The sequence below is a fragment of the Variovorax sp. EBFNA2 genome, assembly GCF_033802765.1.
Classification (GTDB): domain Bacteria; phylum Pseudomonadota; class Gammaproteobacteria; order Burkholderiales; family Burkholderiaceae_C; genus Variovorax; species Variovorax paradoxus_H.
This window is the reverse complement of sequence record NZ_CP138496.1, coordinates 5463673-5476056: the sequence shown is the minus strand read 5'-3', so window position 1 is coordinate 5476056 and position 12384 is coordinate 5463673. Positions and strand designations below refer to the sequence as shown.

General features: G+C 67.3%; 12 protein-coding genes. 5 read left to right on the top strand and 7 right to left on the bottom strand.

Features of this window, described 5'->3' with window-relative positions; translation table 11 throughout:
* Positions 1-8 precede the first annotated feature (8 nt).
* Genes RZE79_RS25800 through RZE79_RS25790 form a run of 3 tightly spaced genes read left to right on the top strand, consistent with a single transcriptional unit; the run spans position 9 to position 2732 of the window.
* Positions 9-761 carry a hypothetical protein gene (locus RZE79_RS25800; RefSeq protein WP_319357401.1) on the top strand — a complete coding sequence of 251 codons (753 nt, stop codon included), beginning with the start codon at positions 9-11 and terminating at the stop codon, positions 759-761.
* Between the two features lie 37 nt (positions 762-798).
* On the top strand, positions 799-1830 hold the full coding sequence (locus tag RZE79_RS25795) for a TRAP transporter substrate-binding protein (RefSeq protein WP_319357400.1): 1032 nt from the start codon (positions 799-801) through the stop codon (positions 1828-1830).
* 32 nt (positions 1831-1862) lie between these two features.
* On the top strand, positions 1863-2732 hold the full coding sequence (locus tag RZE79_RS25790; RefSeq protein WP_319357399.1) for a fumarylacetoacetate hydrolase family protein: 870 nt from the start codon (positions 1863-1865) through the stop codon (positions 2730-2732).
* Positions 2733-2765: 33 nt separating this feature from the next.
* Here RZE79_RS25790 and RZE79_RS25785 read toward each other — a convergent pair whose 3' ends face one another.
* Positions 2766-3206: a JAB domain-containing protein gene (locus RZE79_RS25785; RefSeq protein WP_319357398.1), complete on the bottom strand. Its 441-nt coding sequence runs from the start codon at positions 3204-3206 to the stop codon at positions 2766-2768.
* 109 nt (positions 3207-3315) lie between these two features.
* On the bottom strand, positions 3316-3585 hold the full coding sequence (locus tag RZE79_RS25780; RefSeq protein WP_319357397.1) for a hypothetical protein: 270 nt from the start codon (positions 3583-3585) through the stop codon (positions 3316-3318).
* Positions 3586-3891: 306 nt separating this feature from the next.
* On the opposite strand from RZE79_RS25780, the gene RZE79_RS25775 reads away from it, so the two are divergent.
* The gene (locus tag RZE79_RS25775) at positions 3892-6105 is read left to right on the top strand and encodes a TonB-dependent receptor domain-containing protein (RefSeq protein ID WP_319357396.1); all 2214 of its coding nucleotides are present in this window, start codon (positions 3892-3894) and stop codon (positions 6103-6105) included.
* A gap of 24 nt (positions 6106-6129) precedes the next feature.
* On the opposite strand, the gene RZE79_RS25770 is transcribed toward RZE79_RS25775, so the two are convergent.
* Genes RZE79_RS25770 through rtcR form a run of 5 tightly spaced genes read right to left on the bottom strand, consistent with a single transcriptional unit; the run spans position 6130 to position 10520 of the window.
* The gene (locus tag RZE79_RS25770; protein WP_319357395.1) at positions 6130-7080 is read right to left on the bottom strand and encodes an ornithine cyclodeaminase family protein; all 951 of its coding nucleotides are present in this window, start codon (positions 7078-7080) and stop codon (positions 6130-6132) included.
* Positions 7077-7772 carry an alpha/beta fold hydrolase gene (locus RZE79_RS25765; RefSeq protein ID WP_319357394.1) on the bottom strand — a complete coding sequence of 232 codons (696 nt, stop codon included), beginning with the start codon at positions 7770-7772 and terminating at the stop codon, positions 7077-7079. The genes RZE79_RS25770 and RZE79_RS25765 overlap by 4 nt, the downstream gene beginning before the upstream one ends.
* Complete coding sequence (locus RZE79_RS25760) at positions 7769-8341, bottom strand: exonuclease (protein ID WP_319357393.1); 573 nt, start codon at positions 8339-8341, stop codon at positions 7769-7771. The genes RZE79_RS25765 and RZE79_RS25760 overlap by 4 nt, the downstream gene beginning before the upstream one ends.
* Complete coding sequence (locus RZE79_RS25755) at positions 8338-8877, bottom strand: 2'-5' RNA ligase family protein (RefSeq protein WP_319357392.1); 540 nt, start codon at positions 8875-8877, stop codon at positions 8338-8340. The genes RZE79_RS25760 and RZE79_RS25755 overlap by 4 nt, the downstream gene beginning before the upstream one ends.
* A 23-nt stretch (positions 8878-8900) precedes the next feature.
* Entirely contained in the window at positions 8901-10520 is a 1620-nt protein-coding gene (rtcR, locus tag RZE79_RS25750; protein ID WP_319357391.1) for an RNA repair transcriptional activator RtcR, read from the bottom strand.
* A gap of 678 nt (positions 10521-11198) precedes the next feature.
* Between rtcR and RZE79_RS25745 the strand changes: the two genes are divergently transcribed.
* Positions 11199-12350 carry a slipin family protein gene (locus RZE79_RS25745; RefSeq protein WP_319357390.1) on the top strand — a complete coding sequence of 384 codons (1152 nt, stop codon included), beginning with the start codon at positions 11199-11201 and terminating at the stop codon, positions 12348-12350.
* Positions 12351-12384 lie beyond the last annotated feature (34 nt).

The window sequence follows — 12384 nt, the reverse complement described above, 5'->3', positions numbered from 1 at the left end:
GAAATCACGTGTCGGAACTCCAACTCTCCCTCCCAGGCGGCTATCGGTTCATTCCGGGCGTCCAGCAGTACTCGGCTGGCGTGGCCGCCGAACCTGGGTTTCGCATCGAGCGCGTGCGGTTCCTGGAGCCTCTGCCGCTGAAGCAGGGCTTTCAGCGCATCAAGGAAATTTTGGAGGAGGCCTCGCGTCCGCTGGCCGCCTTCTGCGCGTGCGAACTGCGGTCCCCGGCACCGTTCACCGAACAGGGCTTCGTCGAATTCAACAACCTCTACGTGGGAACGTTGAAGGAGTGGGGCATCTTCATCGGCGACCTGAACCCGGTGGCGCGAAGCAACGTGTGCCCCGCGGTGTCGCCGCCGTCGGAGCCCTCGTTCCATGCCTTCAGCTACACCGTGCCCGACGCCGAGGCGGCGGCTTCGTTCGTGGTGGCCGGCAGTGCCGAAGCGCCGGAAGGCAAGGGGCACTACCGCGACCATGCCGTGCGTCTGGGCGACACCTCGCCGCCCGCCATTTTGAAGAAGGCGCAGTGGGTGCTCGATGAAATGGAGCGCCGCCTGGCATCGCTGGGCTTCACCTGGGCCAGCACCACGGGCTCGCAGCTGTACACGGTGCACGACATCCATCCCTTCATCGCGGACGAGATCGTCAAGCGCGGTGCGGCGCGGCACGGGCTGACCTGGCACTACAACCGCCCGCCGGTGGTCGATCTCGAATACGAGATGGACTGCCGCAGCGTCCAGTTCGAACGCGTCGCGGTCTGATCGCGCGCAGGTCGCCACACCCTTCACCGAGACACCCATGCCCAAAGCTCTGCCGCATCGCCTGGTCGCCACGTGCATCGTCCTGACCTCGTTCCTGGCGGCCGGCCTCGCCGGTGCGCAGAACATCCAGGAGCGCACCTTCAAGTTCGCCTTCGTGAATCAGAAGGAGCATCCGCAGGGCATGGGGGCGCAGCGCTTCTCGGAGATCGTCGAGAAGAAGAGCGGCGGCAAGATGAAGGTGAAACTCTTTCCTTCGGGCGTGCTCGGAGGCGATGCCTCGGTCATTGCCTCGCTGCAGGGCGGCACGGTGGAAATGACGATGGCGATCCCGGGCCTGCTCTCGGGCATGGCCCGGGAGTTCTCGCTGTTCGACCTGCCGTTCCTGTTCAACAACGAGAAGGAAGCCGACTTCGTGCTCGATGGGCCGGTCGGCCGCAAGCTGCTGGACAAGCTGCCCGAGAAGGGCCTGATCGGCCTCACGTACTTCGAGCACGGCTTTCGCAACGTCACCAACAGCCGGCGACCGATCGCGCGCATGGAAGACCTGCAGGGCCTGAAGCTGCGCGTGATGCAGATCCCCGTGATGATCGATGCCTTCAGCGCGCTGGGTGCCAACCCGTCGCCGCTGCCGCTGCCCGAGGTCTACACCGCGCTGGAGCAACGGGCCGTCGACGGCCAGGAAAATCCGTACTCGCTGGTGGAAGCCTCGAAGTACTACGAGATCCAGAAGTACGGCTCCAACACGCGACACGCGTTCAACCCTGTCGTGCTGCTGTTCAACAAGAAGCGGTGGGAGCAGCTGTCGGAAGACGAACGCAAGATCCTGCTCGATGCGGCCCGGGAGACACAGCCCTTCCAGCGCGCCGCCAACCGCGACGTCAACGCCAAGGCCGCCGAGTTCCTGAAGAGCAAGGGCATGGTGCTGACCGAGTTCCCCGCCGCCGAGCGCGAGCGCCTGCGCGAGAAGCTCGTGCCGGTCACGGACAAGCACGTCAAGCAGATCGATCCGGCGCTGACGAAAGAACTGTTCTCCGAGCTCGGCAAGGCACGCAACAGCGCCGCCAGATAGCCAACCAACAACAAACAACCAAGGAATGACGAATGAAGCTGTTGCGTTACGGAGCGGTCGGCCAGGAAAAGCCGGCGATGCTCGACGCAGAGGGCCGCTTGCGCGACCTCTCCGCGCACGTGAACGACATCGCGCACGAGGTGCTGCTGCCTTCCGGCTTGGCGCGCATCGCCGCACTGGACCCGCACACGCTCCCACTGGTGGAAGGCACTCCACGCATCGGCGCCTGCGTGGCCGGCTCGGGCAAGTTCATCTGCATCGGGCTCAACTACTCGGACCACGCGGCCGAGACGGGCGCCACGGTGCCGCCAGAGCCCATCGTTTTTTTGAAGGCCACCTCTGCGATCGGCGGACCGAACGACGTGCTTGAGATTCCGCGCGGCTCCACCAAGACCGATTGGGAAGTGGAGCTGGGTGTGGTGATCGGCAAGACCGCGAAGTACGTCAGCGAAGCCGACGCGATGGACCACGTCGCGGGCTACTGCCTGATCAACGACGTGTCGGAGCGCGCGTTTCAAACCGAACGCCAGGGCCAGTGGACCAAGGGCAAGTCGGCCGACACCTTCGGACCGATCGGGCCCTGGCTCGTGACGCCCGATGAAGTGCCCGACCCGCAGCAGCTGGACATGTGGCTGGAGGTGAACGGCGTGCGGCGCCAGAGCGGCTCCACGGCCACCATGGTCTACGGCGTGCGTTACCTGATTGCGTACCTCTCGCAGTTCATGAGCCTGCGCCCGGGGGACATCATTTCCACGGGAACCCCGCCCGGTGTGGGCATGGGATTCAAGCCGCCGGTCTATCTGAAGGGCGGCGATGTCGTCACGTTGGGTATCGAAGGGCTGGGAACTCAGCGGCAGGTTGCTGCGCAGTTCGATGAGGGCGGAGACCGCAGCGGGCTGTGATTCTGCGCAGGTGAGTGCAAGTCGGCCCGGGGCTTAGCGGAATCTCTTCTCTTCCCGAAAACTGCAGTACTCGTCGTCTCCGATGATGATGAAGTCCTGCAGCGGCATCCCGTGGATCACGCCCAGTTCGTGCAGCCGCATCGCGATGCTGATGTCCGCGTCCGAGGGCTGGCAATGGCCGGAGGGATGGTTGTGAACGACGATCAATGAACTGGCGCGCGCAAGCATCGCGTTGCGGTACAGCTCGACCGGTTCCATGAGCGTGGCCTTGGCCGAGCCGATGGAGGCGACCTCGTACGAGAGGATTTCAAGTTGCGGGTTGAGGTGCAGCACCACGACCTTTTCCTTGGCCTCGTTCTGCATGTCCTTGAACAGCGCATACACCTGCTCGGGGCTGTCCACTGGCCTGCTCAGCAAGTCGTCGTCCACCCGCTTGCGGGTGAAGGTCACCTTGAGCTCTTTCAGATAGGCCATCCTGCGTTCCTTCGTCGCGCGCTGTCCGCGTGTTCATGGTCTGCGCGATTGTGAGCCACCGCGCCGAGGGCCTCGATGAACGAAGTGGACCGCGTGTGAGGTGAAAGGCTCAGGCCTGCACCGCAGCCGACAGCTGCCGCAGCATCACCGACTGCCGCGCCTCTTCGGCGTCGCGCAGGCTCTTCGCGGCGCGCGCCGCGACGTAGCTGACGTACAGGGTCTCGACGGCCCGTGCCCATTCGTGCGCCTTCTGCGACACGCCTTCCGCCTTGACCGGCGAGCCGGTGGCCATCGGCGTCGACAGGTCGTCCACCGGATGGACCGGCACCTCGACGCCGGCCTTCCCGAGGATCACGGCTTTCTGAAGGATGGTGAGCATGGACGGACCTCTCTTTTTTCTTGTTCCAGAGTAACTGCGCCCGTTGCGGGTCGCTATTCGCCAGATGACGTATCCGCCCCTGAATTCAAGGTGAACTTTTGGCCGCATAGGGTTTGCCCGGGCAGCCGAAAGTGGGACCTGCGCGAAACGCCATCGGCCTTGCGCAATGTCCCTTCGTTTGTTCTGGATGCAAATAATATTTGTTTGCATTCTCAATAGAATTGATGCCGATCAGTTGGTACGCAACAACAACAACGCATCCGAGAGCGGCCCTGTTTTTCCTGCCGTTTTCCGTGGAGTTTTTGCATGTTGTTCTCGCGTTGCGGCTTTCGGCCGCGTCCGTCCTTGCTGGCGCTGGCCGCCGCATCTCTTTTTTCCCCCGCCCTGTTCGCCCAGACGCCCGCTGAACAACAGCTGCGCGAAGTCGTCGTCAGCGCGACCGGCTTCGAGCAGGAACTGAAAGACGCGCCCGCCTCCATTTCGGTCATCACGCGCCAGGAACTCGAAACGCGCCAGTTCCGCGACCTGGCCGAGGCGCTGCAGAACGTCGAAGGCATCGACGTGGGCGGCTCCACCGGCAAGACCGGGGGCCTGGACATCTCGATCCGCGGCATGCCCAGCGACTACACGCTGATCCTCATCGACGGCCGGCGCCAGAACGTGGCCGGCGACGTGACGCCCAACGGCTTCGGCGCCGCGCACACCAGCTTCATGCCGCCGCTGGCGGCCATCGAGCGCATCGAGGTGATCCGCGGCCCGATGTCGACGCTGTACGGCTCCGACGCCATGGGCGGCGTGGTCAACATCATCACGCGCAAGGTGGCGCGCGAGTGGGGCGGCCAGGTCACGATGGAAACCGGCATTCCGCAGGACAGCGACTGGGGTTCGCAGACGCGCTCCAGCGTCTACCTGAGCGGCCCCGTGGCCACCGACCTGCTGGGCCTGACCCTGCGCGGCAACATCTACCGCCGCGAAGCCGCCGACTGGGTGCTGGCACCCGGCCAGGAACAGCCCGCGACGGCCCGCAACCCCGCGCCCGCCGAGAGCCGCCAGCACAGCGTGGGCGGCCGTTTGATGCTGACGCCCAACCGCCATCACGACATCTGGCTCGACGTCGAATCGGGCCGCAGCTGGTACGACAACGAAGACGGCCGGCTCGGCACGCGCGACGCGGCCGCGCCCAACCGCACCGGCAACAACCCGCCGGGCTACCAGGACGCGCTGCGCTTCAACCGCGACCAGGTCGCCATCGGCCACACCGGGCGTCTGGGCTTCGGCACGGTGGAAAGCAGCCTGATGCACACGACGACCGAGACCGTCGGCCGCACGATTCCCGGCGGCGCCATTCCGCGCAATGCCGCAGCCCGCCGCACCGTGTACTGGCTGAGCGAAGCCGACCGTGGCCGCGAACGCGAACTCAAGACCACCAACCTCGTGCTCGACAGCAAGCTCGTCGCGCCGGTGGGCGACGCCCACGTGCTGACCGTCGGCGGCCAGTGGTGGGACGCCAAGCTGGTCGACGGCCTGCTGCCGCGCTCGCAGAGCCAGACCATGTGGGCGCTGTTCGCCGAAGACGAATGGCGCCTCGCGCCCGGCCTCACCGCCACGCTCGGCGGTCGCTACGACCACCACAGCGCCTTCGGCGGCCACGTGAGCCCGCGCGGTTACCTGGTCTGGGACGCCACGCCGCAGTGGACCTTCAAGGGCGGCGTCAGCAAGGGTTTTCGCGCGCCGCGCCTGAACCAGCTGATCGACGGCATCAGCGGCGTGAGCGGCCAGGGCGCCACGCTCAACATCGGCAACCCGAACCTCAAGCCCGAGACCAGCACCAGCACCGAGCTGGCGGCGCTGTTCAACAACCAGAAGGGGCTGACCGCCTCGGCGACCCTGTTCCACAACAAGGTGAAGGACAAGATCGCCAGCGGCGGCGACTGCAGCGTGGCGCGCATCTCCAGCTGCGTGGTCGACCCGACCGCCAACTACGTGGTCAACGTCGACCAGGCCAAGACCTGGGGCATGGAACTGAGCAGCCGCGTGCAGCTGACCAAGGCCTGGGGCCTGAAAGCGGGCTACACCTGGACCGACAGCGAAGTGACGGAAGGCGGCGTGAAGAACGGCAAGCTGGCCGACACCGCGCGCCACCTGCTGCATGCGCAGGTCGACTGGAACCCCGACGCCAAGTGGCGCTTCTGGCTGCGCGGCGAATACCGCGGCAAGAGCCCGCGCTTCACCGGCGACCCGGCGCGCCTGACGGGCAACAACCTGGCGATCTACCGCGCGGTGGGCGACATCAAGGCGTACCACCTGTTCCACCTCGGCGGTTCCTACCAGGTGTCGAAGAACGTGCGCCTGAACGCCAACATCAACAACCTGTTCAACAAGGACTTCCGCAAGTTCCAGCAGGTGAACCTGAGCGGCACCTCGGCCTGGGTCAACGAATACTTCCAGGGCGGCGCATCGGTGGCGGGCACCACGCCGGCCGGACGCACGATCTGGCTGTCGGCGAACGTGACGTTCTGACGTTGATGGCGGGCAGTGCGAGCCTCAAGGATTCGCGCGGGCCTGCCACACCAGCGTGGCCGCGCTCAGGTCTTCGAGCGCGCTGCCCACGGCCTTGAACACCGTGCGCTCGGCATCGCCGGTGCGCCCGGGCCGCGCGCCGCGGCACAGCTCGGCGAGCGTGCCCTGCACCGCGTCGGCGCGCAACGTGCCGGCCGCGATTGCGTCGAGCAGGTCGCCGGCCTTCTGCAAGGCTTCGGGCGTGTCGATGAAGGTGCGGGTGCCATCGAAACATTGCACATCGGCTTCGCGCATCGCGGGCGTGAAGCTGCCGATCAGGTCGAGGTGCGCGCCCGGCGCGAGCCACTCGCCGCGCACCAGCGGCGTGGTCGCCAGCGTGGCGCAGCTCACGATGTCGGCACTGCGCACGGCCGCTTCGAGGTCGGCGCCGACCGCCTGCGCATTCCAGCCTTCGGCACGCCATTGCTCGGCCAGCGCCTCGGCGCCTTCGGGCCGGTGGTTCCACACCCACACCTCGTCGAGGGGGCGCACGCTCGCATGCGCGGCGGGCAACATGCGCGCGATGCGGCCGGTGCCCAGCACCAGCAGCTTGCGCGCATCGGTGCGAGCGAGGAACGAAGCGCCGAGCGCCGATGCGGCTGCCGTGCGCCGCGCCGTGATCTCGTTGCCGTCCATCATCGCCAGCGGCACGCCGGTGCGCGCGTCGTACAGCACGTAGGTCGCGTGCAGTCCGGGCAGGCCGCGCGCGCCGTTGCCCGGAAAGATGTTGATCGTCTTGATGCCCAGAAAGCCCGCGTCGCTCCACGCCGGCATGATCAGCACCGTGCCGCGCGTGGCCGCGTCGCCGCCGGTCTCGATGCTGTGCACATGGCGCGGCGGCACCTGCGCCTCGGCCGCGAACGCGGCGCGCAGCGCGGGCACGAGCCGCTCGAAGCGGAGGGGTGCGCCGGTGGCGGCTTCGTCGAAATGTTTCATGGGCGGGAAGGCAGCGCCGGGGCGCTGTCGAAGAAGGTGGTGAGGGCTTGCCGGTACGTGGCGGCGAAGCGCGGCGCCGCCATCGGTTCGAGGTGGCCGGCGCCCGGCACCTTGTCGTTGGCGATGGAGCGGTACGAGTAGAAGGTCGACTCGATCGCCACCGCCTTCACGCCGGCCCGGTTGCCCGACCCCACGGCCGCGATCGCGTTCGTGCCGCCCAGGCTCTGCCCGAAGACGAACAGCCGCGACGCATCGACATCCGCACGGGCGCGCACATGGTCGAGCGCGGCGTTCGAATCCTCGAACACGCCGCGGGGTTCGGGCGCGCCGTCCGATTCGCCATAGCCGCGGTAGTCGAACACGAAGACGTTGTAGTCCTGCGCGGGCAGCCATGCCACGAAGCGCCAGTGGCTGCTCATGTTCTGCGCGTTGCCGTGGAAGTGCACCACGGTGCCCTTGGCCGCCTTCGGGTCCGGCCGGCCTGCGGCGGGAATGAACCAGCCGCTCAGGCGCGTGCCGTCGGCGCTGGTGAAGCGCACGTTCTCGTAGCGCAGGCCCAGTGCGTCGGGCGTTTCGTAGCGCACGCGGTCGGGGTAATAGAACATCGACTGCACGCAGCCGCCGAGCAGGAAGAGCGGCAGGGCGGCGAAGGGCAGCTGCCACCAGCGACGAGCAGGCGAGGTCGTGGTCATGCCTGCGGTCCGCCGACCCGCCGGCTTTCGGCGAGCATGTTGCAGAAGAGCGCGCCTTGCTCGATGGCATCGTCCAGCGCCACGTGCGTGTGCGGCAGCCCGGCGTCGAACCAGCGGCGCGGCATCGCGCGCTTGGTGCTGTCGCGGTAGCCGATCTTCAGCAGGGCCATCGCGAAGCTCTTCATGTCGAGCGCCGAATGGCTGAACGGGCTCTCGCCCGCGAAGCGCATCAGGTACCAGTAGACGAACAGGAAGTCGAAGCCCGCCGGGTACGCCACGAACACCGGCCGCGCCTTCAGGCCCTTGAGCCACGCGACGTAGTTCTTCATGGCGTGCGTCGGGTCTTGCAGGTCGGTGCGGCACGCGGCCCAGGCCTCGGGCTGGGTCTGCCACCAGGCAGCCGTCTTGGGGTCGGCCTCGGCGCCGGGCAGCGTGTGCAGGTTGGCGCTGAAGGTGGACACCAGCTGCTTGTCGGCCGTGTAGGCGGCCGAGCCGAAGCTGAGCATCGAGTGCGGGCCGGGAATGGGGCCGTCGGTTTCGACGTCGGTGCTGATGTAGATCTCGGTCATGGGCGAAGCATCGTCGCGGGCTCCGCGAGCGGAAAGACATGCATGTCCATCCACTGCCCCGATGCGTTCTCGATGAGTGCAACCTCCGTGCAGCGCGCCTGCACCGGCCCCGACGCAAGCAGCCGCGCCTGCAGCTCGATGGCGGCTTCCTCCGCATGCAGCGCGTTGCCATGCGCCACCGACAGATGCGGAACGATGTCGTCATGCAGGCCGTCGTACGGCGGGAATTCGGGAAACTCCTTCACCAGCGCACGCGTCATCTCGATGAACGGCGCGGCGGGCTCCGGTGCCAGATACGCGGTCTCCGGAAAGCGCCCGACCTTGCCGAGCACAAAGGTGAACGGCGCCGTGCGTTGCAGCACGCGCCGCGCGCGGGCGAGCACCTCGTCGGTGATCAGCGCGGGGTCCATGAAGGGCACGAGCAGCGTGATGTGGGCGGGCACGCCGAGCGCCACGGTGGGATCAAAACGGCGGCGAAGGTCTGCGGCGATGGGTTCGGCCGCGGGAACCTTCACGGCGAATGCGGAGATGGGCATCGGGCGGAGGATAGCCCACGCCCTCAGGGGCGCGCATCGGCTGAAACGCGCGGCCAGTCCAGCCCCATCTTGGCCAGGTACTTGCGCAGCCGGTCCGCATCGTTCACCACGCTGCGCTGCGTCCGCGAGGCCTGGAACAACTGGCGCCCCGCCTCCGACAAGCTGCGCGCCGGCCGGCACACGCGCACCACCGCTTCGAGCTGCAGGCGATCGAACAGGTCGAGCGCGGCGAACTTCTCCTCGCCGAGCAGGGCTTCCAGATCGACGTCGTCGTCCGCAGCCGAGGCTGCGCCCGTGCCCTCGTGCTTCCACAGCCAGCGCAGCCGCGCGATCTCCGCCTCGACCAGCGCGACCGCGATGCGCCCCCCATCGGCCAGCGTCGCGAGCCGCGTCACGCTCGCCGACAGGTCGCGGAAGTTGCCGCGCCAGAGCGCCTCGCTGCTCTGCGCAAAGCGCAGGTAGGCCGTGCGCGCCTCGGCGTTGAAGCGCACCACGCGGTGGTTCTCGGCCGCGTGCAGGGCCAGCAGGTGGTCGAGGTTGGGCTCGATGTCCTCGGGCCGCTGCGCGAGGCCGGGCAGGTCGTAGGTCCAGAGGTTGATGCGCGCGAACAGGTCTTCGCGAAAGCGCCCCTGCGCCACGTCGCGGCGCAGGTCGCGGTGGGTGCCGGCGATGAGCTGGAAGTCGCTCTCCACTTCCTTGTCGGCGCCCACGGGGAAGAAGCGCTTTTCCTCGATGGCCTTGAGCAGCATCGCCTGCTCATCGAGGCCCAACTCGCCGATCTCGTCGAGAAACAGCGCGCCCTGGTGCGCGGTGCGCAGCAGCCCCGCGCGGTCGCTCGCCGCACCGGTGAACGAACCCTTCTTGTGCCCGAACAGCGTGGAGGCCGCGCCGTCGCCGCGCAGCGTGGCGCAGTTCACCTCGACGAACGGCCCCGTCACCTGGTGGCGCGCCTGTTTCAGCTCGAACATGCGGCGCGCGAGGAACGACTTGCCCGCGCCTGTCGGGCCCACCAGCAGGATGGCCGCGCGCGAGCGCACGGCCACGCGCTCGATCTCGTCGATGAGCGCGTTGAAGCGCGCATTGCGCGTGGCGATGCCGCTCTTCAGAAACGCGACCGCGTCGCGCTGGTCGGCGTCGAAGCGGCGCGCAATCGGGTCGTAGCGCGACAGGTCGAGGTCGATCAGCGCGACCTTGCCCGCGTCGCCCTCGCGCTGCTTGCGCGGCGGCGAGGTCTGCGCCAGCACGCCCGGCACCACGCGCGATTCGGACAGCAGGAACATGCAGATCTGCGCCACGTGCGTGCCCGTGGTGATGTGCGTCCAGTACTGCTCGCGCTCGGGCTGGAAGGGGTAGGCGCGCGCCCAGTCGTACAGGCGCGTGTAGACCTCGCCGAAGTCCCACGGGTCTTCGAGGTCGAAGGGCACGAGGTTGACCGTGGTCTCGGGCGACACGGCGGCGATGTCGGCCTTCACCACCTCGGCCAGCGCGGTGTGCTTGCGCGTGTGCAGCAGCTCGATGCGCGCCACGACCATGTCGTCGTGCTGCGCGAGCGAGACCGTGGGGCGCCACTTGTTCCAGCGGCCTGCGCCCTGGCCGGCGTCGAGCTGGGTGCCGAGGAATCCGATGACGACGATGGGCTTCATGGATAAAAAACTAGCTGAATTTCTAGAAATTATCGGAATACTAGCAAGGGATGGGCGCCGTGTCACACGCGGCGAAGAAGAAATTTCCCTTGCCGGTCAATGACTTGCGTCGCCGGCACCAGATTTTCTGCGGGGCTGCAAGCAAGTTGGCACGCTCGCTGCAATAGAGAAAGGGTCCGGATGCAGTTCATCCGCTCCCAGGTGCCGCATCACAGCGGCCCGGTGCCGCAGGCCAGACCTGTTCTTGGGTCCGCGGTATGCCGCTGTTGAACTGCGTTGGTCACTGGACTTGTTCCAGTCTGCTCATGGTGGAGCACCGTGCTAACCACGCGGCGTGGCGGGTTCGATTCCCGCAAACAACCTTCGGCGGTGTTCGCACCGCCGCTTTGATGGGGGCGAAAGCCCCACCGCCCCGGCACACCGGAGCGAGGCGCAGGGCAGGGCCCGGCCGAGCGACACCGTGCCAGTGCAGGCGGCTTGCGCATCGCGCGTTCTGCAAGGAACCGCATGCAGCCATCGACGCAGAAGGAGGCGATGGCGCAGCCACCGCACCGACCCGTCGACCGCTGCACTGCTGACCTCGCAAACCACGGTGCCCGCCGCCTGTCCTTCGTGGGCCCCGACGCGAAACGTAGACGAACGACAACCTAAACGAAGAAGAAGAGAGAGGAAGAAAAAATGCTGGGATTCACTCCATTCACCGTGAAGAAGAACGAACGCGTGCTGCTGCTGCGCAACGGCGACTTCGAGGGCCTGTACGCCGCCGGCAAGTACCGCGTGTTCACGGGTTTCGACACCGTGCAGCTCGAGCGCTTCTCGCTGGCCGAGCCGGCCTTCGAGCACGAGCTGGCCGACTACTTCCTGGCGCGCGAGCCGCAGCTGGTGCAGCGCGAGTTCGTGCAGGTGTCGCTGGGCGAGACCGAGGTCGGCCTGCGCCATGAAGACGGCGTGCTGGTGCAGATCCTGCCGCCCGCCACCCGCAAGCTCTACTGGCGCGGCCTGCGCGAGCAGCGCGTCGACGTGATCGACGTGGCCGCCGATGCACGCCTGCCGGCCGAGCTGCTGGCCAAGCTGCAGAGCGTGGCGCTGCGTCCGCGTGCGGTGCAGGGGCTCGAAGGCGTGCTGCTGGTGCAGGTGCCCGAGTTCCACGCCGGCGTGCTGACCCTCGAAGGCCAGATGCAGGCGCTGCTGCCCCCGGGCAACCACGGCTTCTGGCGCTTCAACCGGCAGGTGGCCGTGACCAGCGTGGACCTGCGTTCGCAGATCGCCGAAGTGAGCGGCCAGGAAATACTCACCCGCGACAAGGTGGGGCTGCGACTGAATCTGTCGGCGGTGTGGCGTTTTGCCGATGTGCGGCAGGCCCTGGCGCAGATGCCCAAGCCGGCCGAGCATGTGTACCGCGAGCTGCAGTTCGGCCTGCGCGCGGCGGTGGGCGAGCAGACGCTCGACGCCCTGCTGGAGAACAAGTCCGCCATCGACCAGACCGTGCTGGCGCAGGTGCGTGAGCGGCTCGAGGGGTCGGGCCTGGTGCTGGAGAGCGTGGGCGTGAAGGACATCATCCTGCCGGGCGAGATGAAGACCATCCTCGCGCAGGTGGTCGAGGCCGAGAAGTCGGCCCAGGCCAACGTGATCCGCCGCCGCGAGGAAACCGCGGCCACGCGCTCGCTGTTGAACACCGCGAAGGTGATGGAGGGCAACCCCGTCGCCTTGCGCATGAAGGAACTCGAGACGCTGGAACGCGTGGCCGAGCGCATCGACAAGATCTCGGTGATCGGCGGCCTGGACCAGGTGCTCAACGGACTCGTGACGCTGCGGCCGAACGGTTCCTGAGTGCTGAAAGAATGAAACTCGGAGAGAGAGAAAG

What these genes read in the sequence shown, in the direction of transcription:
- RZE79_RS25775 (WP_319357396.1), top strand. Translation starts at nt 3,892, where the DNA reads ATGTTGTTCTCGCGTTGCGGCTTTCGGCCGCGTCCGTCCTTGCTGGCG.
- RZE79_RS25790 (WP_319357399.1), top strand. Translation starts at nt 1,863, where the DNA reads ATGAAGCTGTTGCGTTACGGAGCGGTCGGCCAGGAAAAGCCGGCGATG.
- RZE79_RS25795 (WP_319357400.1), top strand. Translation starts at nt 799, where the DNA reads ATGCCCAAAGCTCTGCCGCATCGCCTGGTCGCCACGTGCATCGTCCTG.
- RZE79_RS25755 (WP_319357392.1), bottom strand. Translation starts at nt 8,877, where the DNA reads ATGCCCATCTCCGCATTCGCCGTGAAGGTTCCCGCGGCCGAACCCATC.
- RZE79_RS25765 (WP_319357394.1), bottom strand. Translation starts at nt 7,772, where the DNA reads ATGACCACGACCTCGCCTGCTCGTCGCTGGTGGCAGCTGCCCTTCGCC.
- RZE79_RS25770 (WP_319357395.1), bottom strand. Translation starts at nt 7,080, where the DNA reads ATGAAACATTTCGACGAAGCCGCCACCGGCGCACCCCTCCGCTTCGAG.
- RZE79_RS25785 (WP_319357398.1), bottom strand. Translation starts at nt 3,206, where the DNA reads ATGGCCTATCTGAAAGAGCTCAAGGTGACCTTCACCCGCAAGCGGGTG.
- rtcR (WP_319357391.1), bottom strand. Translation starts at nt 10,520, where the DNA reads ATGAAGCCCATCGTCGTCATCGGATTCCTCGGCACCCAGCTCGACGCC.
- RZE79_RS25780 (WP_319357397.1), bottom strand. Translation starts at nt 3,585, where the DNA reads ATGCTCACCATCCTTCAGAAAGCCGTGATCCTCGGGAAGGCCGGCGTC.
- RZE79_RS25760 (WP_319357393.1), bottom strand. Translation starts at nt 8,341, where the DNA reads ATGACCGAGATCTACATCAGCACCGACGTCGAAACCGACGGCCCCATT.
- RZE79_RS25745 (WP_319357390.1), top strand. Translation starts at nt 11,199, where the DNA reads ATGCTGGGATTCACTCCATTCACCGTGAAGAAGAACGAACGCGTGCTG.